This window comes from Maribacter arcticus (genome assembly GCF_900167935.1).
Classification (GTDB): domain Bacteria; phylum Bacteroidota; class Bacteroidia; order Flavobacteriales; family Flavobacteriaceae; genus Maribacter; species Maribacter arcticus.
The window spans coordinates 222,479-248,020 of the sequence record NZ_FUYL01000004.1 but is presented as its reverse complement, the minus strand read 5'-3'; the positions used below and the strand labels follow the sequence as shown (position 1 = coordinate 248,020).

Genomic DNA, 25,542 nt, shown 5'->3' with positions numbered 1-25,542 from the left:
GCTTATGAAATAAATACCAGAGCTTAAACCACTAGTTTTTGTCTCAATAATTGCTTGTTTAGCATTATAGGCTTCAGAATGCATTATAACTCCTGCTTATGTAAAAATAGCTATTTCAACGTTATTTATCGTAAGAGATTTTATATCTATTGAAATACTTTTCTGCCACAAGGGTGGCATATGTAGAATACAATATTCAAAATGATTAAGCCTTTAAATTATCTTGATAATAAGTTCATTGTATCGGTCATTATATCGAAAGGAATAAAAGCCTCATGCATCCGAAAGTTGTACTTATTTAAAAGAATTATGGTTTTGGTCAATAAAATATGAAAGTAAAAAAAATACTCTCTTTGAGAAGCCATTTGGAAAATGCGATAACAAACAAAACCATAAAACGTATTCTAAACTTTATTCCCATTTAAGATTCTAATTACAAGTAAAAAAGTCGGCTTCTAAATTTAGAAGCCGACTTTTTTATCTACTAGAATACTGATTATTGTCTTAGAAGAGGTATGATTTGATTAGATCCACCAGAGGTAATACTCAGATAGTAAACACCTTTCATCTGTCTTCCTACATTAGATAGCTCTAGGTTAATGTCTGGCTCTGATTGTTTAGCACTAAAAGTACCTTTCTCAATTAGAACTCCCATAGCATTTGAAACACTATAGTAGTAGTTACCGGTACTGCCTTCTGGCAAACGAACAGAAACTTTACCATCACTAAGAACAGGATTTGGAAATGCAAATGCAGTTTTACTTGTAGTTGAACCCACAGTAAAGTTTATAGTTTCGGCAGCAATAAGTACTCCTCTACCATTACTATCTGAATATGCGGATACAATAAGTTTGTATATACCATTCGAAAGGTTGGCAGCACTATAATCACCATTGACATCACCAAATAAAGCATATGGAGCTAAATTTTCATACCTAGTTTCAATTTGTGTTCCCGAAAGTTCAAATAGAACACTCTTAGCTTTCGAAGGAACATTTGCCTTAATATTTATATTTTGTGTTTTTGTAGGGCTTATAGTTGTTCCATCTGATAATGTGCCGATGTTATCATTTGATATGGCGTCAATTAAATTAAGCGTTATGGATGGTGTCGTTGGGTTCGAATTCGTACCTACGATAACATTGACCACGGTAGAACCTGTAGCACCATTATCATCAGTAACAACTACCTTTATTTGGTAATCCCCAGTTATTGATTCTTGAAAAGGATGCGCCGTGTAAATAGCGCCATCTGTATCAACTAAATTACCGTTAACATAAACTTGATGTTTTACAATACTACCATCGCTATCATTGGCTGTTACCCCAACTAAAACTTCTTTTCCTACAGGTATGATTTGTCCTTCATTTAGAGTGGTAATTTGAACTGTTGGAGCCTGATTGCCAGATGTTGGAGGATTTGGAGAAGTTTCCGAACCAACTACAATATTAACAATTGCAGAATTACTGTTATCGTCATCATCAGTTACTGTAGCTTTAATCTCATAACTGCCATTGGCAATTTCACTCATAACATGTGGAGTATAGCTAGAAGCATCGGTATCTACCAAAACACCATTTACGAATATTTGATGCTTTACTACGCTACCATCTGAATCAGTGGCGCTTAGATTAACTGTAACATCAGAACCAGCAGTAAAGCTTTGTCCATTGGTAAGATTAGTAAAGCTTACAGAAGGATTCAAATTCGTTGAGGGTGGAGTTGGATTGGTATCTGGTTCATCATCATTGTTTGCTGTTATAATTATAGTACTCGATGCAGTTTTGCCTAAATTATCTGTTACTGTAGCCTTAATGGAATAATTACCAGCACTAATTCCCGTTATTATATGAGGTGTATAGTCTGTACCATCAGTATCAGCCAAAACATCATTGACATAAATTTGATGCTTAACGACACTTCCGTCAGAATCGCTAGAGTTTAAGGAAACAGTTACATTAGTCCCAGTTGTGAAACTTTGGCCATTAGTTAAATTGGTAAAACTAACAGAAGGTGCTGAATTTGATGTTGAAGGTGTTGGTTCTGGAGTAGGCTCTGTACTATCATCACTATCCACAGTAATGTTGACAGTGCTTGAATCAGATGCACCATTACTGTCGGTTACTTTTGATGTAATTACATAGCTACCTTTTTGAATATTAGAAATAGTGTAAGGGCTATAATTAACGCCATCCGTATCTACCAAATTATTATTTACAAAAAGCTCATGCTTAGAAATATTACCATCTGCATCGCTAGAAGATAATTGTACTGTTACAGAACTACCTTCGTTAATATTTTGTCCATTACTTGGACTAGTGATAGTAACAGACGGTGCTTCATTTGTTGTCGGTGTCGGTGTCGGAGTAGTCGGTGTACTACCAGAACAAGTTGTAACTGACCTAGATAAGCTTTCGGCTTGAGCAGAAGAATAACTACCTTCTTTATAAAGTACCATTCTATCAATGGTATGACCATTAGATCTTGCTGAAACTTGAATGTTATAGACTCCTGGGCTATTAAATGTAGCATAAACACCATGAGCATCATTGTCACTAGTTTTTGTACTATAGCTCCAGTCTATCGTGTTGGTATAAACCTTGAACCAACCTCCTGAAGTAGCACCTTCAGCAACAGGAGATTTTCCTGAACCTCCAGGATAAACTTTACTACTGCCTTGTTGACCAAAAAAATTAGAAGCATTTATTTTTAACCAAGAATCATTATGTTCGGTGGTTGCATTACTGCTGGCAATGACGCTAATTTTGTTCCTCCAAATAAACCTATAAGTACCAGATGAATTTATTTTAACTTTATAAGTTATCATGGAATTTCCAGGTGAACTGAAGTAATTAGAGCCTCTATAGGTTAATGCAGAACCACCTGATGAGCCAGAAATTGATTCCTTTTTCCAACTTCCGGAGACCTTTGAGTCTAATTCTAAAATGGCTATTCCACTCTTTTCTTCAAAATCAGCCCCATCACATTGGGCATAAATTTGATGAAAGCAAAAAGCCTGTAAACATAAAAAAAGAGTAATTTTTAATTTCATAATTAATGAATGTTTAGTGGAGTTAATGATTTTTAAGTAGTTATATATTTTTATTTGTAAATATCAAGGGGGGACTACATGCAGGTTAGAAGTTTATATATATTATTGTGCTCTAACGATGAAATGTAACTTAATTACGATGAATATATCTTTTTGGCCCATCAAATACCAAAATAAATTAAAAAGATCGTTGAAATGCACAATACGAACCTAAATGATTGAAATACTGTCTATTGATTTGAATTAATTGTAATTTTTTTTCTACTTAAAATGATTTTTGGTAAGCCCTACGGATAGTTAAGATAGATGTGGGAATTGGTGCCGATTACTTTGAAGGTGAAGTGTATTAAAAGGGTTAATGATCATCCCCCCTCTTAGGACAATAAATCTATAAAAATAAGTTTAATGATGGTGCTGAAAGAGGGAGGTCTGGGGGGAGACTCATAACCTGCCCGATTTGTTGAAGACCCTGTTTTTTTTAGTATCATCATGCCACTTGTTTCTTGCGTTGTTGATACATTATTGACGGGTCTCTACTCCAAACCTTTTGTGCCTCTGCTAATTGTTGTAATACCTGATTTTTTTCAGCCCACAGTAGCCTCTAGGTAGTTATTGACTTGGAAAAGGTACACGTTCTAGTACTTCATGCAGCTCCAAAGCCGTTCCACGAAAAGTTTTTATTTAGATATATGCCCTACACTTTCCGTCCATGCTAGGGCTTGTGGCCTGTTAAGGTAAATCTCCAAGTGTTCGCACTATTGTGATACGCTCAATCTTCCCAAAGAAAGCACTTTGGTAACACCCAGAAGAAATATTTGATTTTGTCGTTTGATCGAACAGAAGTTAATTAATATCCTGTTATGTAGGAAGAATTGTCTTTAAAAACCTTCTTAATAGCTGTTGCTATCAATATACTAGTTAATATGATTAAAACTAAGCTTGCGAAAAAGATTAAAAGAGGTTGTGAAAACTCTTCTATTTCTAGATGTTCTTTTATAATATAAAGGAGCCTCAAAATATAACCATGTAGAAAATATATAGCAAAACTTGTATTCGCTAGTAACATAACATATTTATTGTCGAAACCTTCAAAACGACGTAACCAAACTATTAAAAAAAGACAAAGAAAGATTTTCTGAGGTAGAATAGAATCGATTCCTTCGTATGAAAAAAAATTTTTCTCGGCATTCCCTTCAATTCCTAAATAGGTTTGTAACAATAAAATAATAAGAAAGGGAAATAAAAACAGGTACTCTTTAGCCCTGAAAAAGGAATACATACTTTCTTTATATATAGAACAGTAAATACCAAATAGATAAACAGGAGTAAAGTATATAAGGGATTGTATACTTAATAAACTTAGGGGAGGAGGTCTCTGAACTATGAGTGAAATAGATAAAGTGATTGCCAATATTAAGATTTGACCCTTGTAATTGGCCTTAATAAACATGTTATGTAAAGGAAAACACAAAAACAACAGCATGGCAAAGGAAATATACCAATATGCTACAAGATGGTCACCACCAATTAGAAAAAGGAAAATAGGATATATATATTCATTCAAAATACCTGTTTTCTCATGGTGAATGTAGCTAGACCAAAAATTTGGTTGAGAATAAATCTTGTATGCTATTGGAATAATAGATAATATTAAATACGGAATAAGTAATCGTATAGCTCGTTTTTTTAAAAAAATATTAGTCCTTCCTTTTAGGTAAAAAATGTGATGATATAGAAATCCAGATAGGAATACAAAAATTACTGTTCCGCCCGCCGTTATATTAATTAATAAGCGATGAATAAAGTTACTTGGCATAATATTGGAAATTCTATGACAATGAGACCCTACAATTAATAGTATTGCAATAGCCCTTAACATGGTAATAGAATGTAAATACATGAAAAATTAGTTAGCTTAAACTTTCAGGAAATAGACGCATTTTGTATTAAATATTACCCTAAGATATTTTATAAAAAGTAAATGTTTTTTTAAAACGGCTACCTATAAATCTTGGTCTATATCTTGAGATTTTCGAGTAAACACTTTTAATGTGTTCCATGGTAAATAATTTCGTTTGGTTAACCAAATTCATCATTTTTGATTGTGACATATAATGATTTTCGCCATTGGCCATACTGTATAGTGCAGCAGGTTTTGGGTAAGGTATCAATGATAAGTTATCCTCTAGCTCTATTTTTTCATGAAAGTAGTATAGATATGGCTCTTGTTGTAGTACTTGTGGAAATAATTCTTTTTTAATGATTATACAAGTACCACACCTAACATTAAAATTGCTACGAATCATAAAAGCGAATTTACTGCCTTCTGTATAGAAGTAGCCTTTATTAACGTACCATCCAGGGATGTTGTTTTCTAATCTCGAGTTTACATATTTACTTATGCCGTTGTGAATACAATCATCAGAATCAACAACCATAAAATAGTCAACATCAAAGTTGTCATTAGCATATTCAAAAGCATGCTGTATCTTTCTTGCTTTATCTCCTTCTTTTAGTTGTCTGTCTTTTTCCCAGTCTTCATTACTTAATTCAGGAACTCCGAAATTAACTTGTACATAATGTACTCTTGGATGCTCAAATTTATTTTCCGGTAACTCATGGCAGGCTACAACAATTTGAAAATCCTTATCTTTTTGCCCGTTTATGGATTTAAGACTACGATTTACCAATTCACTGAATTTATCCCAATCGGAAGAAAGTTTCTCACTCTTTACAGGTACAAGAAAACAAATCATATTTATTATTTTTAGTTGAAGAAATAAAGCGTTTAGGTATGTTTTAACCTTTGCTTATTTTATTTATTTTTTTAAAGAAATTTTAGTTTCCTTATAATTTTTAAACCTAATAAAAGGCTAGTTCTATTGTTTACTAAAGGAAAGAAAATTATTTTTTGAATTAAGCTAAGCTTTCCTATCCCTCCTTTATTATAATCAATGGGGTAGGCTTCTAACGTATTCATTTTGTCCAATATTGCACTTAAGTCCTTTGGATTCAGTTTATATTTAAACGCACGTATTAATAATGCATAAACTACAGCTTGTTGTTTAGCTTTTAGCTTATTTATTACTAAGGCATTATTTTCTTTTGACTCATCATACTTTTTAATCAGATTATCAAGCTCTTCTACAGCTTTAACCATACCAAGAATGAATTCTAGATTTTTTTCAGGATTTTTACTTGTAACAATAGAGCCAGCTACCTTAATATATCTATGGGCATCAACACTTACTTTAGATATTCTTTTCGCTAATAAAAATACACTAGCAGTAAATATTAAATCTTCATAAGCCCGCATATCTACTAAAAAGAGAATATCGGTATCTAGTAAAAATTTGCGTTTAATTAAATAACGCCAAGCCTGGTTTCTTAAGTCATATTCAGCAATGAAGGATTTACCTTCCATGACAGAAACTTTTATTTCCTTTGTATCGAATAAGGATGAGTCTGGTAAACCGGATAATTTACCTTCTTCAATTTCTTTAGTGTCAAATTCTAAAATGTCAAGATCATTCTCTTTACTTAATGTAATAAGATAACTTAGAGCATGTTTAGAGAGTAAATCATCTGCATCAAGAAAATAAATATAATCCCCTTTAGCTTCTAGTAAACCATTATTTCGGGCAGCACTAGGTCCCTGGTTAATTTGTTGGATCAATTTTATATTGACTATGCCATTTTTCTTTGCATAAGTATTAACAGCATCAACACTAGAATCTTTTGAACCATCATCAACAATAATTATTTCGTAATCATTTGATGCTAGCCCTTGGTTTAAAAGACTCTGCAAGCAACGCTCAATGTATTTTTCCTTATTATATAAAGGAATAATTATGCTTAACTTCATTGCTTGTAGTTGTTATTTTTTAATCAAATTTTTAAATTGAATTCAAGATGAAAATGATTGTGGTAAGAAATTCACAATAATTGTAATCTAAATTTTTAGATCTATTTAAATCATAAAAATGTAAATAGGTCGTAAAATTATTGAAACCAGAACTATCAATTAATAAAATTGTTTTAAGACATTTTTATCGGATTAAATACTTCAATTTTTATTCGTTATAATTTTACAGACCTATTTCATAATTCTTAGATGTTATCTTGAAAATAGGTAGTAGGAAGAAAATTTTATCTTCCTAAATATCCACCATCTACAGGTATAACTGTTCCCGTAATGTAATCACTGGCAGAAGAACATAAGAAAACTGTCAATCCTTTTAAATCTTCGCCATTACCCCATCTTTTCATAGGAACTCTATTGAAAACTTCTTCAGTCCTTTTTTTATCGTTTATTAAAGCTACATTAAGCTGAGTATCCATATAACCAGGAGCTATTGCATTAACACAAATTCCTTTAGCCGCCCAATCATTTGAAAGTGCCTTAGTTAATTGGCTAACACCGCCTTTAGAAGCAGCATAAGCTGGTATTGTAATTCCTCCAAGAAAACTCATTAATGATGCAATGTTGATGATTTTACCGCCGCCATTTTTAATCATGGTATTTCCGGCATATTTACAATAGTAAAAAGTGGCATCAAGGTTGATTGCTATTACTTTACTCCATTCTTCTTCAGGAAAATCTTCACTAGGATATCTTCTTTGAATTCCTGCAGAATTTATTAAGATATCAACTTTACCGCCTAAGATGTCTAAAGCAGATTGATAAGATTCTTTTATTTCTGATAATTTGCTAACATCTGCCTTTATCGGATCTACTTGTAACCCATCTTTCTTGAAACTTTCACAAATATCATAAACTCTTTCATCAAAGTCAATAACAACTGTTTGCGCTCCTGCTTGTGAAATAGCTTCCACCATGGCTTTTCCTAAATCTCCTGCACCTCCAACAACTATTGCTTTTTTTCCAGCTAAACTAAATGCTTCTAATATATTTGTTTTCATATCTTTTCTTATTTTAACCCATAAATAATCCTCCATTAACATCTAGAACAGAACCTGTAGTAAAGCCTGCGTCGTCACTTGCAAAATAGCAAGCTGCCGCGGCAACCTCTTTAGGTGTTCCAAATCTTTCTAAAGGAAATCTTTCTTTTAATTTTTTTAATACCTCTGGACTACGTGCGGCGGACATGTCAGATTCTATAGTTCCCGGTGCAATACAGTTAACTGTAATTCTTTGTTTAGCAAGTCTTCTGGCTAAACCATATGTTAATGCAATTATACCACCTTTTGATGCGCTATAGGCCATTCCGTTTTCAAATCCTCCCATACGCCCAGAATTGGATGATAAATTAATTATTCTCGGATGCTTACTTTTTTCCAAATATTTAATTGATTTTTGAATCATTGTAAACGTACCTCTAAGATTAACGGCCATAACATTATCCCACTCCTCAATAGAAGTTTCTTCTATGCTGGCCATATCCAAAATACCAGCACTATTTACAAGTATATCTATACCACCGAAGTGTGAATTTATATTCGCTAGTGTTTCTTCAACACATGATACATCTGTAACATCACATCTGTACCCTATTACTTTATTGCCAGTATTGTCAATATTTGTTGCAGCTTTTTTAGCACTGTTTTCTGAAACACTTAGAATTGCTACATTGTAACCAAGAGTATAAAATTTCTCTGCAATTGCTAAACCTATATTTCTAGATCCACCAGTAATAACGGCTGTTTTATTTTCCATATTTTTATATCATTAATTAATTCTATATGTTGATATTAATTGTAGTTTTCTGAAATAATAGTTTCTGGCCAAGTTAATATCATATTTTTTCCAGAATTATCAGTAATAACTAGCTTATTTTTAAATTCAGACATTTTGGAATTCAACTCTTCAATAGAATCGGCTACAACATATATACGAGAAAAAACTTGTCTCTCAGTTCCTAACCATTCTTTTTTAACGACATCACCTTCCTTAAACCTATCTAAAACAAAAATGACATTTTTATCAGCTTTAATTTCAGATATTCCTTTAATAGAATTGATAGTTCCTTCCTTTAAAAGTACCCAAATTGTACATGCTTTTTTCCCTTTAAACATGTAGTCATTCTTTTCAGGGAAATCATCATCTCCTAAAACACCGGTAAATGCAAAGTTAATAAGCATTTTTCTATGATCGAAACCATTAATATGAGCTAAATGAATATGTGGTGCTTCACCCTGTAATCGAAACCCTGGATCATATGCGTAAAAAACGTCATTTTCTACGAAGAACTGAAGGTTAAGTACACCATTTTGAATATTTAATTTTTTAAAAAAATCACTGAGTTTTGGGTGTATTTTTTTAACAAATAAATCTGTGTTTTTAGAAGGGTATATGGCGCCGATACCAACCGGGCTAAAATCTCCTTGTATTTTAGTTGTTATTCTATCATAAGTAGCTGAGAGGTATGGTATGCCATTTCTAAACGTATAATAGACAGCCATATCATCACATTCCATGTATTTTTCTACTAGAACGACTCCTTTTTTAGAGAAGTTTAGTGCAGTTTTTACAGATTCTTGAAAATCTTTATCATCTCTACAAATTTTCATTCCTACACCACCACCATTGTCAACCGGCTTAATCATTAAAGGGTAGGCGATATTTTCTGGTTTTTCTATACTTGAATTATTATCAAGATAGGTGCCAGGTATGTCTTGTATATTGAATTTTTCACAATATCTTTTAAATCCATCTTTACTACAAAAAGCTTCAATTGCTTCTTTATTAGCGTAAGTTGGTATATTTAGCTTTTCGCAAATTTCTCCATAAGGTTTAACTAAAATATCAGCTACACCTACCAAAACGGCGTCAACCTTTAGGTCTTTTGCTAGTTGAACTATTTTGTCAACCTCAAAACCATCTATGTCGTAAGTTTCAGATGCATTCTTTTTTGCTGGTGCATTAGGGTTAGGGTCAACAACAATAGTATAAATACCCATTGAAATTGCTATATCAACTAAAATTGCTGTTTCAGGATTTCCTCCTAATATTATAAGTTTTTTCATAGGTAAAACCTTGTTTTTTATATAAAATCGTAGTTATAATGATGTTGGTTAATTTCAATAAAATTTAATTTTTTTGAAATATAAAATTAGTGTCAAACCCTAACTGAAGTAGTAGTTTACTGATTTCGTTTATATCAGTATTGATTTTTACTATTTTTTTCTGATCGACACCTACTAAGCTCAACTCTTTTTTAATATCGTTATAATATGTTGGGTTTATAGTTGCTATAATTAAATAATCATAGTCTGAATTTGATATAGAACTAATAGGTTTTACAAAATTTTCACCAATATTCAATTCATGATAATCAATATCTATCCATTCAATAACTTTAAAAAAGTTGTTTTTAATATTAGTTGAAAGTATATGTTGACCAAAAGACCCAGAACTATAGATGATAACTTTAGATTTGGATTCAACATTTAAAAAAGGATTGAAAATTAATTTTCCTTCTTCATCATATATTAAACCCCCGGATCTTACTAAAATTTGGGAGTACAAGTAATAGGTTATCTGTTCTTTAATGTTATTCTCATCTAATGAGTTTTGCAATTTAGATTGCAGGTAATTCATTAGCAACCCTAATCTATAATATTCAGTTTTTGGATTTTCTACAGACTTTACAATCGAATCATGTCGCTGTCTATAATAATAAAGAGGAGTACTACTTATTACAAGACTCTTAGATATGGTTAGATATGAGAAGGTAATTGCAGCATCTTCTCCCATAACAATTTCATTTGGTACATCAAAAAGAACTGTAGAAAGCAATTCTCTTTTAAAAAGCTTGTTCCATACATATGTTGATATTCCATGTTCACAAAACTCGCCATTGTAGATGGCATTTGGTAGAATTAAAGATTTTAATTCGTTTTCATCATATACCCCAACCATTTTTGGCTTAATAGTTTCAATCTTTCCGTCAAATTCTCTAAAATGACCAGTAACAACTAGGTCGGCATCATTTGCCACAGCAAGATTAAATAATATGTCTAGATAAAATTTATCTACCCAATCATCACCGTCCACAAATGTTACATAGGTGCCACTAGCGTTCTTCAATCCTTCTTTTCTTGCACTTACAAGTCCACCATTTTTTTTATGAATGACTTTAATTCGCGAGTCTGTTTTTGCGAAATCATCACAAATTTTAGGACAATTGTCAGGACTACCATCATCTACCAAAATTAACTCAAAGTCATTAAAAGACTGATTTAATAGGCTGTCAATACATTTAGGTAAATATTTTTCTATTCGAAAAATAGGAACGATTACACTAATTTTAACAGTGTTCATAGATTTAAATTTTATTTAATTTAAGGTAGAACAATCCACCACCGTAAATATCATTTTTAGATTCAGACTTTGCAGTCGTAACATATAAGTTCGAATGATTGTCAAAACAGCAAGATGTAACATTAATACAGGGTAGTTCTAATTCTTTTAGTTTTAAACCGTTCATTGGATTCCACTGAGAAACACATCCGCCTCCCCATTCGGCAATCCATAACATTCCCTGACTATCAATACACATTCCATCAGGACTCCCAGAGCCTTTTAATTGGACAACGTATGATTCAAATTTTAATTCTCCAGTTTTTAAATCATAAAAATACCGTGCAACTTTTTTTGTCGGAGTATCAATAAAGTAAAGATATTTATTATCTAAGGAGAAAGCTAAACCATTAGAAATAGTAGTATTGTCTATAATTGTTTTAGACTCTCCTTTATGGTATGAAAACACCTTTCCTACATTTTTTTTCACCTCAGGATACCCCATGGTTCCAATAATAAATCTTCCTATTGAATCTTTTATTCCGTCATTATATCTAACTGAATCATCTATGTCTATTTGAAAAACAAATTTCTTTTCTAATGTATTAAAGTCAATTTCGAAAAAACCATTTTTAGATGCAGCTAAGACTTTCTTATTTCCTAATATATAAATACAACTAACAGGTGAGTCTAGTTTTATACTTAGGATTTCGTTGGTTTGTGGGTTGTGAAAATAAATCAAATAGTCTAAGATGGATACAAAATAAAGGTAATTATTCTCTTTATCAAATACAGGTCCTTCTAGAAGCTCAGAATTAGAATGAAATATTAATGAATGAATCATAAATGATAACTATATATACTCTCCGCCTGTAATTCTTATAATTGAGCCGGTAGTCATTGCTGACTGATCAGAAATAAAATACATTACCGCAGGTACCGGATCAAAACTATTAAGCATTCTTCCCATTGGAACAACGTTTGAGGCTTTATTTTTCAATTCCTTTTCACTTATTCCTTCCTTGGTTCTCAATTCAAGTTCACCTTCTGTATTAGTCCAGCCCATAACCACATAGTTAGATCTAATGCCATATTTTGCATAATGATGAGCAATATGATTTGATAATGTATAAAGGGAACTTTTAGTTAGCGCATAAGGAGCTCTATCTATTTCTCCATAATCCATATGGGCTGAACCAAAGAAAACAATAGAACCGGTGTTATTATTCTTCATTGATTTTAGAACATGCTTTAATAGGAAAAATGGAGCCTTTAGGTTTATATTGAATACACTGTCGTAAATTTCTTCTTCCGTGTCCAGTATTGAGGATACTGGTGATATACCGGCATACAAAATTAAAGAGTCTATCTTTTTAAATCGTTTAATGGTTTCAAGGTAAAAATTCTCGATTTCATTTATATTGTTCAGGTCTAATTCATGAAAATAGAGCCTGTTTTTCGCATTTAATGATTGGATAAGTTGATTGCCTATAGTTGATTTTCTGCCACTGAAAGCAACATTGTATCCTTTTTCAATACAAGACTTCAATATTTCTTTGCCTACACCTTTGGCACCCCCTAAAATCATTACTGTTTTCATTTTCACAATTTACTATGCGATAGTATAACGTGCCCTATACAGGTATTATTATTGCTTCTACCTGATAAAGCTATAGATTAGGATTTTCATTTCCAACAAATCTTTCCATGGTAGTATTATCCGATGCTGATATATCTGCCCTCTTGAATACTTTTTTAAGGGTCATGAAAAATATTTTGACATCAAGTAAAAAAGAAAGGTGTTCTACATACCAAACGTCATATTCAAATTTTTTATCCCAAGAAATGGTATTTCTACCATTAACTTGCGCCCAACCGGTAATACCAGGTTTAACCAAATGTCTTTTGTTTTGTTCAACACTGTATAAAGGGAGGTAGGAAACCAGAAGAGGTCTTGGACCTACAAGACTCATGTCACCTTTGAGTACGTTTAATAATTGTGGTAATTCATCTAGAGAGGTATTTCTAATGAACTTACCTATGGCGGTCATGCGTTGATAATCAGGAAGAAGATTTCCATCTTTATCCTTTTTATCATTCATTGATTTGAATTTTAAAATTTTAAACACCTTTTTCTCTTTACCTGGTCTTTGTTGATAAAAGAAGGCGCTACCATTGTTTGCAATAGACAACGAAACCCAGATGATTAAAAATAGGGGGCTAAAAACCAAAAGAACTAGTGCAGCTATTAAAACATCGAAAAATCCCTTAAAAAACCGCGTATACATACTATTATTTATAATTAGGACGCTAAATTACGTAATAATAGATTCTTAAAAGATAGTAAATAGACCAAGTACTTTTATTCTGGATTAAAGAACTGGTGCAAATCTTTAACTAGCGAATTCTCAACTTATTGCAAGGTGTATTTTTAAGTTTAATAAGTCCGTTTGGAAATTAAATTCTTATTTTATAGGAAGTTAATTTATTGGTAAACATGGCGAAAAACGCGTACCTATTAATAACCAAAATACATATTTTTCACGTAGTTGATGCTCAAATAAACTTGAAAAAATTCATCTAATTATTAATGTACAGACTTCTATTTAGGAGATAGGTCGATTTATGGGGTCTAAATCCATTACCTATAAAAACCAAGTAGTGGATCCTTAACTATCCTTATGCTCTATTCGCTTATATTCATTTAATAGCGATTCCCAAACAAAGTTTTGTTCATAACGATTTGCAATCATCGGCCGTGCAAGCTGCGCCATATTCGATACTAACTGTGAATCTTCTACAAATAGCGTCATGGCTTCTAATAGTGCCTGTTCATCTTTCGACGGAACAATATATCCATTCTTGCCATGTACAATAATTTCATTACTTCCGTTAATATCCGTTACCAAGGCGGGTAGACCCATTGCACCTGCCTCAAGCACTACGTTTGGGAACCCTTCACGATAGCTAGGAAAAACAAGGGCATTTGCCATTGATAAATAAGGTCTAATATCATCTTGTTGCCCTACCCAAATTATATTTTCCTCAGAATTCAGTAAACCCCAAGTGCTATTTGGTAAAACATCTGTTTCACCTTCGTGTGATCCCACAAGAATCAATTTAATCGCAGAATGTTTTTTACTTAGTTGGGAAAAAGAATGGATTAATTCGTTAATACCTTTATCATTCACTAACCTTCCAATAAAGATGAAAACAAAATCGTTTTCAGTAATACCAAGTTTGTTCTTTTCAGATTTTGTAGATTCTTTGGGGAATAGGAGAGGGTCAAAGAAAGTTAAATCCTTACCATTTACATTGCCATTTGCTATTACTTTTAATGGTTTTTTGGTTACTTTATACTGTATTAAATCGTTTTTTACGCCGTTGCCTTCTGGGTAAACGTTGGTGGCGAATGCACAGATAATTTTGTCAAATAAGAGTAGTAATTTTTTTAAAAAACCAGTTTGCGTTGGGAATATTAAACCTGTAAAAGTATGAGCTCTAACAGGAACTTTTGCGAAATATGCGGCTACCATACTAAGCAGCCCAGCTTTAGGAGTAATGGAATGCACCATCATTGGTTTTTCTTTAAGAAAAAACCTGTACAGTTTAAATAATGAAATTAAGTCTTTAATTGGGCTAATGGAGCGCTCTATATTTATAGATTCTGTACGTATACCTTCGCGCTGAGCAACTATTTCCATAATAGCTCCTTCAGAAGCTACACCAATTACTTCATAGTGTTGATTTAAAAACCGAAGTTGACCAGTTAATAATCCATACAACGAACCTGGTACTGCGGCCGATCTAATTATTTTTTTTCTGGATGTATAGGGTTTAACTGAAGACATATTTTAAGATAAAATGTGAGCAGTGTATAATTCTAAAATAGGTTCTCGTTTAAAATCTTGAATGCGTTTTTTTACGTTTATTCTACATTGAGCTAAATAGTCGGGATGTTCTAGGCAATAGGAGAGACCTTTTTTGAAAAGTTCAACGTTTTCAACTGGCGATAATATACCATAATCGGTTAACATAATATCATCGGTTATGGGAGTGGTAAGTTGCATAATTTCATCAGGTCCTGATTTGCAATTAGTGCTTAGTATTGGTAATCCACAGCACATTGCTTCAAGAAGTACATTAGGAAATCCTTCATGATTAGATCCAAAAACAAATAAATCTGCAGCTTTTAAATACTTAAAGGGGTTGTTATCAAAGCCTAAAAACGTTACTCTGTCCTTTAAATTTTTATCAATAACTAATCCTTCTAAAAAATCCCGTAAAACTCCATCACCAAGTATGTATAAATGAATATTAGAAAAACCTTCTACTGCTCTAATTAACAGTTCGTGATTTTTACCTTTATCCATACGACCTATGGTGACAAGATTAAATGTATTCGATTTAAAAATTTCTTGTTCTTTTTCTACAGCCTCTATTGCCTCAATATTGATGGGATTATTAATAACTGTAATTTTCTGTTTTGGAATATTATAATTGTTGATTAAATCTTCTCCATTACCTATAGAATTACATATTATCTTATCTGCTTTAGGGTATAAACGTTTAATGAGCCAATTATTGATTTTAGATTGTAAATTGCCATATCCATATTGCATACTTGGATGAGAACGTTCACTTATAATAAGTTTGAATTTGTGGGAGGTGAAATATCGCGATAGAATATTGATATAACTAGACCTAGTAAGCATGGCAAACGAATGCGTGATTTCTAATGACTTTAATAATTTCGCATATTTATACGCCAATATGGGTAATTTTACTAGTTTAAGAAGACCACTTTCGTTACCCCAGGAATTTTCAATAAAATGTATAGGTATATCTTTTGGTATATCATAGCTTATAGTTTCGTTCATTAAAATCAAATGAACGTCAAAACCTTTATTTTTTAGAAAAGGCAGTAGATATGAAACTACTCGTTCTGCTCCACCACCTGCTAACGAGAATATTAATATTGCAATTTTTGTGTATTCGTTTTTCAAAAAAAATTATTTATGACTTATTGGTTATTAGTGACTCAAACAAATCTTCATATTGTGATAGTATTTGTGCAGAACTATATTTTCTTCTAACCTCAGCACTAACCTTAGTTGGAGTGAAGTCCTTAATATCATTAACAATACTTTCAAGTTTTTCAGAAAACATTTCTTCATTATCAACTAAGTATCCGTTTTCGCCGTTTAACATTATTTCATTCATTCCACCTGGAGCATTGAAAACTATTGCAGGTGTACCTACAGAAATACTTTCAATAAGCGCATTAGGAAAGCCTTCAACAAATGATCCTTGTAGGTATACATGGCTGTTAGTTAAATAGTCATTCACTTTGTCGGTAAATGATATATAGGTTATTTTATCAGTCAAATTCAATTTATCAGCTAATTCTTGGATACTAGCTTTTTCTTGACCATCGCCTATTATAGTGTAATGAAAGGGTAATTTAAATTTAAAAAGTATATTTAGAATTCGATTATACCCTTTTTTTTCGGTTAATCTACCTACAGTAATAAATTGATAAAAATTGCCAATTTCTGGTATTTTATCTTTTACCTTAAAATTTTGTGAAACAGGGTTGTTGATAGTTACAACCTTTTCTTCGTTAACACCCTGATTTTGGACAAGGTCATTTTTCATATCATCAGATTGACTAATTAATTTATTTAAACCTTTGTACCCTAGGTAGTAGGCGAAATTAAATAGTTTAGTTTTAATACCTGTTCTGCCTGTGAAATCTTTTTGAGCACTTTGAACTATTGTTTGTCTACCAATAAATATAGTTTTAGGATTGAAATAAGAAACATATCCCATAATCGCATTTAAATGGGATAATGAACTCAACACTACATTAGGTTTTTCAGAACGCACTAACTTTAAGATAGTCATAAAGGCTTTACCTACGCTAGTATTATTTAAATATATAGTATCTACATTTGATATATCGTAGGCGTTATTTTTTTCAAAACCAATAACAACAAGTTTAGTTTGAAATTTTTTATCATTAAGATTTTGCGCTAAAAAAGACATTACTTTTTCAGCTCCACCAGCAGATAAACTGGGTATTATAAAAAGAATTTTCAAGGCTGTAGTTTTATATTTCATTAGCTTTTAACGTTCTTATCTTTAAAAAGATAAAAATAGATAGAGTTATGCTTTGATAATTAGAAAAGAATGTATGGCTTGCCATTAAATTTAATAGTACAACTAGAACTGTATACAGTAAATAAGGCTCTTCTTTAAAATACCTTAAGCAGTAGCGTAATAAATATATAAATGTACCGATGAAAAGTAAAAACGGTATTATACCAGATTCACCTATAATCATTAAATAAGTGTTATGGGCTCCAGGTGACCTCGAAGTAACCCTTTGGAAAGATTTATATCCGTGACCAAAAAATGGCTTTTCATAAATTTTATCATAATATAAAGCCCATGTTTCATTTCGTGAATCATTTTTTACTGTTTTAGTTTTGACTTCACCTTCTCCAAAAAAAGCGGTAAGCGCTTCAAATCTATCTGCGGCAAATATTTTACGATCCGTAAAAGTAACCATTACGGTTAAAGCAAGAATACCAATAATAGGTACAAACAAATTTTTTCGGTCTTTTATTATTGCTAAAAAATTTATAAATAGCCAAACAACAATAAATGTTCTTGATAATGTCAAAAAGCCAGCGAGGGTAAAAGTGAGTTGCCCTACAGTTCTCCATTTAACATTGTTTATTGAATAGGATAATGCAATACCTAGTAAGCAAACAATACCTGCTGTATTCGGGTTAAGAAAGAAGCCGCCATATCTACCTTTTACCAAACCATATAAGGCATTGGTATATGGAAATATAAATGCATTAATAATAACACTAATTGCACCTAGTAATAGTATATAAAATAAATCTTTGTAAGTTGATCTATACATTACTTCGGTGATGCAAATTACTAAAATTAAAAAGCGAATAAACTCTTTAAATAATTCAGCTTCTCCACCATAATAATTTAAACTACCAATGGTAAAATATAAAATTGTAAAAAGAATAAATGGTATTACAGGTTTTTGCCAAGGCTTTGAAAGAAAAAAAAATAGTATTAAAAATATAGATGTTAGTATGCTAACAGCTGAAGAAAGTGTAGCGTTTGTAAATACATATAAATAACCAGGTATGTTACACAATACTAAAAATAGAACAAGATATTTTAATACTTGAGTTGCCAAAATATTTTTCAGTTTACATTAGAATTTAACTTAACCATTTCCCCAAGTTTATAATCCCATTCTTCAGGTTCAATAGGTCTATTACCGCTATCGTGATGAAATGTTATTTCACCAAAATACAATTTATCATCTGCATCATACCAATCTACGCGAACATAATCAAATGGTTCTGCTAAATGGTTGGATAACAAGCACATTTTTTCTAAATCTTTAGGCGGTGAAACATCAAATTCAGCAGGATTAGTTTCTTTTAAACCTGAAACTGATGTCCATTTAAAGGGGCATCTCGTCCAGTCTGTATAATACCAATTTCTATAGTGTTTATTTGTACCTCTCCCTATATCCACTTGAATCATGTGGGCTTTTCCATTAAAACAATGTACTTTAAAATCCAATGGAATATTACCGGTTTTAGTTATTAGTAATTTTTCTACTATAATTCGAGGGGTAATGTTTTTATATTGCCATTCCCTACTAGAGCTATAATAATTTTTTCCCAATCTAATTTTCAAATTACCTTGTAATTCAGGATAGTTCAATTTATTTTTGTTATGCACGAAAACTCCTCCACTACTATCATGGTTTGCTTTTATAATACATGGAATATCAGGTAGATTTTCTGGTTTTAAATCCTCCGGGTTTTGGGTTTGAAAATATAGAGGCACTAAGTAATCTTCACCGATTTTCTTCTTTACATAACTACGTACTGCATATTTATCAGCACATTGGGTGTGTAAGGACCTCCTGTCGTTCAACTTTAACCAATTAATTTTTTCGTTAAGGGTTTGAGGATCTTTTAAGTTCAACGATTTTTTTCTTCTTTTCCTATAATTATATCTAATAACCCATTCATCTGGCCAAAGTTTATTTTTACTGGTGTGAAAAGAATAAATCAATAATTTACCAAATAGAGTATTATGATATACCCACTTAAAAACTTTTTTCATATAATTTTAGTTAACTATTGATTTTATAAATACGCTTTCAAAGTAGTTTTATTGTGTAATAGAATCATTCTCTTGCTTTAAACGTTTTAAATACCAATACATGGTCATACTTTTTAAAACGGTTATAATTGTTGTACAAAGTGCTATACCAAAAACGCCATACATTTCCATGAAAACATAGTCCAACAAAACATTTAGTACTAAGGCTACTAAAGATATGTATGCCATAATACTGTTTTTATTGATGCTGGTGGCAAAATTAACCATAATCATACCTGTAATTTTAAAGGGAATGTATGCAAGAAATACCTTTTGTATAGTAGAAACTACTTGAGTGTCTTCAGCTGTGAACTCCTTTCGTTGATATAATAGGGTTACTACCAAATCAGATACCAAAATTCCAAATATTGTTATCACTACCAATCCAATAAAAACCCATTTTAAATTTTTAAAAAGATTCTCAAAAGCTAATTTCCTATTGCTTAAAACCAATTTGGTAAAATAGGGGAGTAGTACATTGCCAAAAGCCACCAATAACAAGCCGCTTAAAAAGGCAGGTATTTTTAAGCCATATTGCAAAGCTGCAATAGAACCTATAACCAATTGAGCAGCAAAAAATTGATCTACAACAGAGTTCAAGGCAGTTAAAAGACCTGAGCTGATTTTTGCAGGTAGTTGTTTAAAGGCTATTTTGATATTACTATTTTGATAATCTGGTTTTCCTAAAACAATTAGATTCTTTTTTTTAGCAACTATCAATAAATAAGCACAACTAGCAAAGGCGCCCAATGTTGTTCCCCAAGCTAATATGGTATTTTTAAATTGATCACTAAAAAAATAGATACCTATTAGTATGAAAATTGGTGTGTAAATACCCGCAAAAGAACTTAATCGATATTCATCGTTTACATTTAATAATGCACCTAAGGTTGAGGCAATGCCCCAGAAAAATATAGCGAATAAAAGAATTGGTAATTGGAGTTTTACAAGATTGTAAAACTCCAATGATTTATTAGGGTATAGTATTTCAAGAAAAGTATCCGTTCCTAAATAGCTAATACCAGCGAAAAATAAACTTACTACTAGAGTAATCATTAAACTAGTAGATTGAAAGCTACCAATGTTACCTTTTTTTCCTACTTCGTTAATATAATTGGGTATAAATACACTTTTGAATGAACCAAGAAAAACCGTATTTATAACACCGGGTATTAAAATTGCAACATAGAAGGTATCCAATTCAATAGAAAGCCCATAATTTGCTGCAACTACGGTTTCTTTGATAAAACCTAAAATGCTAATAAATAATGTTACTCCACTGACTAAAATTATGTTCTGAAGTACTTTTTTTTGTAAAAGTTCTTTAGATTTTAATTTAACGTTATCAATTATAGAAGTTAAATGCATTAGTTAAGACTTTCGGAAATTAATTTTAACCATTGTTCTACTACCTTGTCTTCTTCCAAATGTGTAACACTAAGAGCTGCATTATCGCCTAATTTTGTCCTTAAAGATTTATTATTTATTAATATTTCTAAATTGGCAGTTAAATTTTCAACATCATCAACAGGTATTAAATACCCATTTTTATCATTATCTATTAATTCTGAAGGTCCAGTAGGGCAATCCGTAGAAATGCTGGGTAAGCCCATGTACATAGCTTCTGTAAGCGCATTTGGAAATCCTTCGAAACGACTTGGAAAAATAAATATCTTAGATTTTAGATAATAATTTGAAATATTATTGTCTCTACCAATAAGTTTAATTTTATCGGTCATTTTCAGTTTAATGATTAACTCTTCGTATTCTTTTCTTTTTGGACCTTCACCAACAATATGTAACTCCCAATTATTTGGTTTTAGTTTGGTGAAAGCCTTTATTGCAATATCGTGCCCTTTTTGATTACTTAATCTACCAACGCTTAAAACAATGTTTTCTTTTATAGGAAGGTTAATTTTTTCTTTAAATTCTCGGTGTACAGATGAAATGGGATTTGGTAATATTTTAAGTTTATCTTTTTTAACAAAAGCTTCAAAATAATGTTTAATTGGTTCTGTTTGAATTATTAAATAATTTGCACTGGGGTAGGTTAATCTTCTCATAATACTCCATAATTTAGGTAATATGCTAAACTTCGGATTAATTCTTTCGCTTATCAAAACTGGAATTTTTAACGATTTGGCCGCCAAAACTGTGAGTATATTGGTATTGGTCATAAAACCAATTAATAAATCGATTGATAGTGCTTTTGATTTTACTTTTAATTGTTTGAAAAGATTATAATTTGTAGATATAGAATCTATAAAATTTTTACTTGGCTGAAGATTGGAAAAACAATATACCACATTTACTTTTTCATCTAATTCGTAAAATGGTGGAATATCAGTAAATGTTATGATGGTGACATTATAATATTTAGTAAGCCCATTAGCTAGTGTGGAAACAACTCGCTCTGCTCCACCAGAATTCAAGGAATAAATAACAAAGGCTATATTTTTTTTGCTCATATTGTGTCTTATTTAGGTAAATCTAGCCTAAATGTAACTTTTAAAATGAGGTTTTATTACTGTTGATAATGAGTAATTTAATTGTTAAAAGATTAATTTCTGTATTTAGCCTCTATTCTTAGTTAAAAAATTTAGTGATTTCCTTGTGATAATGACATAATAATTTAAAATTGAAGTGATGGTGTTATTTTAAATCTAACTCTTGCCCTAATTTTAAATCCCACGATTCTGGATAAATAGGTCTATGACCACCATTGTGATGAAAGGTTAATTCACCAAAATATAGCTGATTATTGAAAATGTACCAATCTACTCTTAAATAGGGGAAACCTTTTGCCAATTTTTCAGACAATAAGAGCATTTTTTCTAATAATTCAGGTTTTGGTACATCTTTTTCACTTGGATCTGTTAAGGTACCGTCACCTAAAACTGAAGACCATTTGTAAGGTTCACGTTTCCAGTTACTTGAATACCAATTCCTATAATGGTTTTTAGTGCCTCTACCCATATCTACGTTAATCATTCTTGTTTTTCCATTAAAACAATGAACCTTATAATCAGCAGGTAAAGTTCCCGAATTGTCGGTCAAGAGTTTTTCTGCAATTATTCTGGGTTTTATATTTCTGTATGGTTTCTCTCTACCGTCCCAATAAAAATTTTGAGACATATTGGCATGTAATCGGTTTTGAATTTCTTTCCAATTTTTCACTTCACTTTTATTTCTTACGATAATGCCTCCCGAGCTATCATGATTTGTTTTTATTATGCAGGCAATATCAGGTAAATTTTCAGAAATGATATCTCTAGGGTTTTCTGTTGTGTAGAGTAGGGGAACAAGGTATTCATCACCAATATTTTTTGAAATGTAATTTCTTACTTCAAATTTATCTACCATTTGGGTAGACAAAGGATTCCAATAATTTAATTTTAACCAATTAATTTTTTCATTTAGTGTTTGGGGATCATTTAGATTTAATTCATAACCAAAACATTTTTTAAATCTTTGTTTAACAAATGCTTCTCGAGACAAATACTTTTTATGTAGAAAATATTGATAAATACGAGCGAATGGTCCAATAAAAATAAAGCCTAATTTTGAAGTTTGATATAATGATTTTAATTTTTCTTTCATTTTGTAACGGATTATTAACAAATCCAATATGCAAATTTGAAATAAAAATAGTTCATAAAAAACAAAAAGACGTTCAAAGGAACGTCTTTTTAGTCAAAATTAATTTTGTTAATATTTTATAGTTCTAGCGAATATAAAAAGGCTTCTAAATTGGTATACCCATCACCATTTTCATCGGTATCAGATTTCTTTGATAAGTTACCGAATGTACTTCTTTCCCAAGCATCAGACATACCATCTTTATCGCTATCATAGTTTTCAGATCTAATATCTGACTTTAGGGTAGGGTAACCACCAACACTATTCTCATTAGATATGATATTACCAGTTCTGCTTTTAATGGAATTCATAATTCTAATATCTGCTTCATCGTAGTGTATATTGTCACCGACATAATCGATTAAACTGTTTTCAAGTTCTGATTGAGAAATTATTTCTAAATTGGTGTTATGATTTGGAGAATTAACAATATACGGTGAAGCTGTATTATTATAGCTGTCATCAGCATTCTTTGAGTCATCAACATTGCCATTTAAATATATAGCTGAGTTTTCAATATTGTAATCGAGTGGACCAAGTTCCATTCTAAATGTTTGATATTGTCGTTCATATGGCCCAGTAATAAATTTGTTCCCTATAAAATCTACAACATTACCTTGGATATACCATGCTGCTTTTGGTGTTCCATAGATTAGATTATTTACCATTTCCACTCCTTTGCCTTCTGCACTTTGTACTGCAATGTTTCTAGAATTTGTAAAAGCTATTATATTACGGTAAAATGACAAATCGTAAGCCCTTTGAATCAATACTCCATAATGCTTATCAATATTTTCTCCCAATAAGCAATTTTGAATAGTTATATTTCTGGCATAGGTGCTTAAATCAAGATTTGGAGAACCTACATCAATCAAGCCATCATGAGCCCATGTTACAGTACAGTGGTCAATTATAATATTCTCTATAGAATTACCTGAATACGCAACAATTTTTATTCCATCATCCGGCTCATAATTAGGGTCAGATGATGAGAGACCTGCTGGATTATAAGCATTTTTTCCAGGTTTAATTTTTAAGTACCGTACTATTACATTTTCAGCGTGAATCCAAATTGAAGAACCGCGAATAGTGATACCATCATTTGGAGCTGTTTGTCCGGCAATTGTAATATTCCCATATCCCGCTCTAATTTTTATAGGAGTTTCTAAATCAATATATCCAGAAACTTCAAATACTATTGTACGTGTAACATTTAAAGTTTCAATGCCATATCTTAAGCTTCCTGCACCACTATCATTTAAATTTGTAACACGATAGACCATGCCACCTCTACCTCCAGTTGTATTTTTTCCATATCCAGCTGCTCCTGGGAAAGCTAACAGTTCGCCCATATCTGTATTTGTCGATGACACAGTTACTGTAGCTTCTTCTATAGTAGCTGTACCCGTTTCTTCGTCTACTACTTCTGCGGTATAGGTAAAGGTGTCCTCTATTGGTGTCGATTCAACAGGGGTTGTTTCCTCTGGTGTCGATTCAACAGGGGTTGTTTGTTCTGGAGTTGTTTCCTCTGGTGTCGATTCAACAGGGGTTGTTTGTTCTGGAGTTGTTTCCTCTGGGATAGAATTAGTGTTAATAAGGGTAGGGTCTTCCCAAGCTTTGTATGTTAATGTGTTATCATTATTTATGGTAACAGTACCATTTATTGGCGATGAAGTTTCTATAATGGTAACGTTAGCGTTGTCGCTAATATTATCATTATTTAAAACATCCATTAGAATAGAACCTTGACCGGGCGCCATGTAAAAACTATCATTGGCTAGCAGTGCAATACTTTGTAAACCATCATCTTTAGTAATCACATATTCTGATAAAAGATCGGCATCTTTACTACAGGAAAAAAGACTGAATAAAACAAAGGAGGTGAGGGTTACCTTTTGAAGGGTATTTGTTGTTATGGGCATAAGTAGGTATTTTGTATTAGAATAAAAAATGATTTCATTTGGGATACAATAGTACGAGAATATTTTTTTTTGTCGGTGAAATAATCAATATTTTCGATGAACTGCTCTTTTACCTTTGGGGCTCTATACTTCAACGTTGATAATTTTTATTTATTTCGGAAATAATCCTTATTTTAATATGTTAATTATTAGACTTTATTTAGAATTTCAACTTAATGCTTACGGACAGAATCGATTATCGGATTTTATTGATCGATGAAATGCACTACTTTTATTAAAAACTCGATAAACTACCTGTTCTGTTAACATTTTTATAAATAAAGGGAAGAATTTACTTGATTGGGATAATAAATTTGAAAAGTATTTAAGTTCAAAGCACTACAGTATTCTGTTTTCATATAAATGTGGTAATAAAAGGATAATCTTATACTATCAATAATAGAGTTTGG

General features: G+C 31.6%; 20 protein-coding genes. All 20 read right to left on the bottom strand.

The window, feature by feature from the left end:
* Positions 1-496: 496 nt before the first annotated feature.
* Positions 497-3,052: an Ig-like domain-containing protein gene (locus B5X55_RS08150; RefSeq protein ID WP_079512121.1), complete on the bottom strand. Its 2,556-nt coding sequence runs from the start codon at positions 3,050-3,052 to the stop codon at positions 497-499.
* Between the two features lie 847 nt (positions 3,053-3,899).
* On the bottom strand, positions 3,900-4,952 hold the full coding sequence (locus B5X55_RS08145) for an acyltransferase family protein (protein ID WP_079512120.1): 1,053 nt from the start codon (positions 4,950-4,952) through the stop codon (positions 3,900-3,902).
* A 58-nt stretch (positions 4,953-5,010) separates the two neighbouring features.
* A complete protein-coding gene (locus B5X55_RS08140; protein ID WP_079512119.1) occupies positions 5,011-5,808 on the bottom strand; it encodes a hypothetical protein in 798 nt (265 codons plus the stop codon).
* Positions 5,809-5,879: 71 nt separating this feature from the next.
* Positions 5,880-6,917, bottom strand: coding sequence for a glycosyltransferase (locus B5X55_RS08135; protein WP_079512118.1), 1,038 nt, complete (start codon positions 6,915-6,917; stop codon positions 5,880-5,882).
* A gap of 284 nt (positions 6,918-7,201) precedes the next feature.
* Positions 7,202-7,975 carry an SDR family oxidoreductase gene (locus B5X55_RS08130; RefSeq protein ID WP_079512261.1) on the bottom strand — a complete coding sequence of 258 codons (774 nt, stop codon included), beginning with the start codon at positions 7,973-7,975 and terminating at the stop codon, positions 7,202-7,204.
* Between the two features lie 13 nt (positions 7,976-7,988).
* Complete coding sequence (locus tag B5X55_RS08125) at positions 7,989-8,729, bottom strand: SDR family NAD(P)-dependent oxidoreductase (protein ID WP_079512117.1); 741 nt, start codon at positions 8,727-8,729, stop codon at positions 7,989-7,991.
* A gap of 35 nt (positions 8,730-8,764) precedes the next feature.
* Positions 8,765-10,039, bottom strand: a complete 1,275-nt coding sequence (locus tag B5X55_RS08120; RefSeq protein ID WP_079512116.1) for an ATP-grasp domain-containing protein — start codon at positions 10,037-10,039, stop codon at positions 8,765-8,767.
* 64 nt (positions 10,040-10,103) lie between these two features.
* Complete coding sequence (locus B5X55_RS08115; RefSeq protein ID WP_079512115.1) at positions 10,104-11,336, bottom strand: glycosyltransferase family 2 protein; 1,233 nt, start codon at positions 11,334-11,336, stop codon at positions 10,104-10,106.
* 4 nt (positions 11,337-11,340) lie between these two features.
* Entirely contained in the window at positions 11,341-12,159 is an 819-nt protein-coding gene (locus tag B5X55_RS08110) for an SMP-30/gluconolactonase/LRE family protein (RefSeq protein WP_079512114.1), read from the bottom strand.
* Between the two features lie 9 nt (positions 12,160-12,168).
* A complete protein-coding gene (locus tag B5X55_RS08105) occupies positions 12,169-12,915 on the bottom strand; it encodes an SDR family NAD(P)-dependent oxidoreductase (protein ID WP_079512113.1) in 747 nt (248 codons plus the stop codon).
* Positions 12,916-12,985: 70 nt separating this feature from the next.
* The gene (locus B5X55_RS08100; protein WP_079512112.1) at positions 12,986-13,603 is read right to left on the bottom strand and encodes a sugar transferase; all 618 of its coding nucleotides are present in this window, start codon (positions 13,601-13,603) and stop codon (positions 12,986-12,988) included.
* 381 nt (positions 13,604-13,984) lie between these two features.
* Positions 13,985-15,166 (bottom strand): glycosyltransferase family 4 protein, encoded by a 1,182-nt coding sequence (locus B5X55_RS08095; protein WP_079512111.1) that lies wholly within the window; start codon positions 15,164-15,166, stop codon positions 13,985-13,987.
* Positions 15,167-15,169: 3 nt separating this feature from the next.
* Positions 15,170-16,321 (bottom strand): glycosyltransferase, encoded by a 1,152-nt coding sequence (locus tag B5X55_RS08090; protein WP_079512110.1) that lies wholly within the window; start codon positions 16,319-16,321, stop codon positions 15,170-15,172.
* 10 nt (positions 16,322-16,331) lie between these two features.
* A complete protein-coding gene (locus B5X55_RS08085; protein ID WP_079512109.1) occupies positions 16,332-17,438 on the bottom strand; it encodes a glycosyltransferase in 1,107 nt (368 codons plus the stop codon).
* Complete coding sequence (locus tag B5X55_RS08080) at positions 17,428-18,546, bottom strand: O-antigen ligase family protein (protein ID WP_143814436.1); 1,119 nt, start codon at positions 18,544-18,546, stop codon at positions 17,428-17,430. The genes B5X55_RS08085 and B5X55_RS08080 overlap by 11 nt, the downstream gene beginning before the upstream one ends.
* A gap of 8 nt (positions 18,547-18,554) precedes the next feature.
* Complete coding sequence (locus tag B5X55_RS08075) at positions 18,555-19,493, bottom strand: ATP-grasp fold amidoligase family protein (protein WP_079512107.1); 939 nt, start codon at positions 19,491-19,493, stop codon at positions 18,555-18,557.
* Between the two features lie 48 nt (positions 19,494-19,541).
* Entirely contained in the window at positions 19,542-20,900 is a 1,359-nt protein-coding gene (gene murJ / locus B5X55_RS08070) for a murein biosynthesis integral membrane protein MurJ (RefSeq protein ID WP_079512106.1), read from the bottom strand.
* Positions 20,900-22,000, bottom strand: coding sequence for a glycosyltransferase family 4 protein (locus B5X55_RS08065; protein WP_079512105.1), 1,101 nt, complete (start codon positions 21,998-22,000; stop codon positions 20,900-20,902). The genes murJ and B5X55_RS08065 overlap by 1 nt, the downstream gene beginning before the upstream one ends.
* A 184-nt stretch (positions 22,001-22,184) precedes the next feature.
* Positions 22,185-23,132 carry an ATP-grasp fold amidoligase family protein gene (locus B5X55_RS08060; RefSeq protein ID WP_079512104.1) on the bottom strand — a complete coding sequence of 316 codons (948 nt, stop codon included), beginning with the start codon at positions 23,130-23,132 and terminating at the stop codon, positions 22,185-22,187.
* 116 nt (positions 23,133-23,248) lie between these two features.
* Positions 23,249-25,093: an Ig-like domain-containing protein gene (locus tag B5X55_RS08055; RefSeq protein ID WP_079512103.1), complete on the bottom strand. Its 1,845-nt coding sequence runs from the start codon at positions 25,091-25,093 to the stop codon at positions 23,249-23,251.
* Positions 25,094-25,542 lie beyond the last annotated feature (449 nt).

What these genes read in the sequence shown, in the direction of transcription:
- B5X55_RS08150 (WP_079512121.1), bottom strand. Translation starts at nt 3,052, where the DNA reads ATGAAATTAAAAATTACTCTTTTTTTATGTTTACAGGCTTTTTGCTTT.
- B5X55_RS08145 (WP_079512120.1), bottom strand. Translation starts at nt 4,952, where the DNA reads ATGTATTTACATTCTATTACCATGTTAAGGGCTATTGCAATACTATTA.
- B5X55_RS08140 (WP_079512119.1), bottom strand. Translation starts at nt 5,808, where the DNA reads ATGATTTGTTTTCTTGTACCTGTAAAGAGTGAGAAACTTTCTTCCGAT.
- B5X55_RS08135 (WP_079512118.1), bottom strand. Translation starts at nt 6,917, where the DNA reads ATGAAGTTAAGCATAATTATTCCTTTATATAATAAGGAAAAATACATT.
- B5X55_RS08130 (WP_079512261.1), bottom strand. Translation starts at nt 7,975, where the DNA reads ATGAAAACAAATATATTAGAAGCATTTAGTTTAGCTGGAAAAAAAGCA.
- B5X55_RS08125 (WP_079512117.1), bottom strand. Translation starts at nt 8,729, where the DNA reads ATGGAAAATAAAACAGCCGTTATTACTGGTGGATCTAGAAATATAGGT.
- B5X55_RS08120 (WP_079512116.1), bottom strand. Translation starts at nt 10,039, where the DNA reads ATGAAAAAACTTATAATATTAGGAGGAAATCCTGAAACAGCAATTTTA.
- B5X55_RS08115 (WP_079512115.1), bottom strand. Translation starts at nt 11,336, where the DNA reads ATGAACACTGTTAAAATTAGTGTAATCGTTCCTATTTTTCGAATAGAA.
- B5X55_RS08110 (WP_079512114.1), bottom strand. Translation starts at nt 12,159, where the DNA reads ATGATTCATTCATTAATATTTCATTCTAATTCTGAGCTTCTAGAAGGA.
- B5X55_RS08105 (WP_079512113.1), bottom strand. Translation starts at nt 12,915, where the DNA reads ATGAAAACAGTAATGATTTTAGGGGGTGCCAAAGGTGTAGGCAAAGAA.
- B5X55_RS08100 (WP_079512112.1), bottom strand. Translation starts at nt 13,603, where the DNA reads ATGTATACGCGGTTTTTTAAGGGATTTTTCGATGTTTTAATAGCTGCA.
- B5X55_RS08095 (WP_079512111.1), bottom strand. Translation starts at nt 15,166, where the DNA reads ATGTCTTCAGTTAAACCCTATACATCCAGAAAAAAAATAATTAGATCG.
- B5X55_RS08085 (WP_079512109.1), bottom strand. Translation starts at nt 17,438, where the DNA reads ATGAAATATAAAACTACAGCCTTGAAAATTCTTTTTATAATACCCAGT.
- B5X55_RS08075 (WP_079512107.1), bottom strand. Translation starts at nt 19,493, where the DNA reads ATGAAAAAAGTTTTTAAGTGGGTATATCATAATACTCTATTTGGTAAA.
- murJ (WP_079512106.1), bottom strand. Translation starts at nt 20,900, where the DNA reads ATGCATTTAACTTCTATAATTGATAACGTTAAATTAAAATCTAAAGAA.
- B5X55_RS08065 (WP_079512105.1), bottom strand. Translation starts at nt 22,000, where the DNA reads ATGAGCAAAAAAAATATAGCCTTTGTTATTTATTCCTTGAATTCTGGT.
- B5X55_RS08060 (WP_079512104.1), bottom strand. Translation starts at nt 23,132, where the DNA reads ATGAAAGAAAAATTAAAATCATTATATCAAACTTCAAAATTAGGCTTT.
- B5X55_RS08055 (WP_079512103.1), bottom strand. Translation starts at nt 25,093, where the DNA reads ATGCCCATAACAACAAATACCCTTCAAAAGGTAACCCTCACCTCCTTT.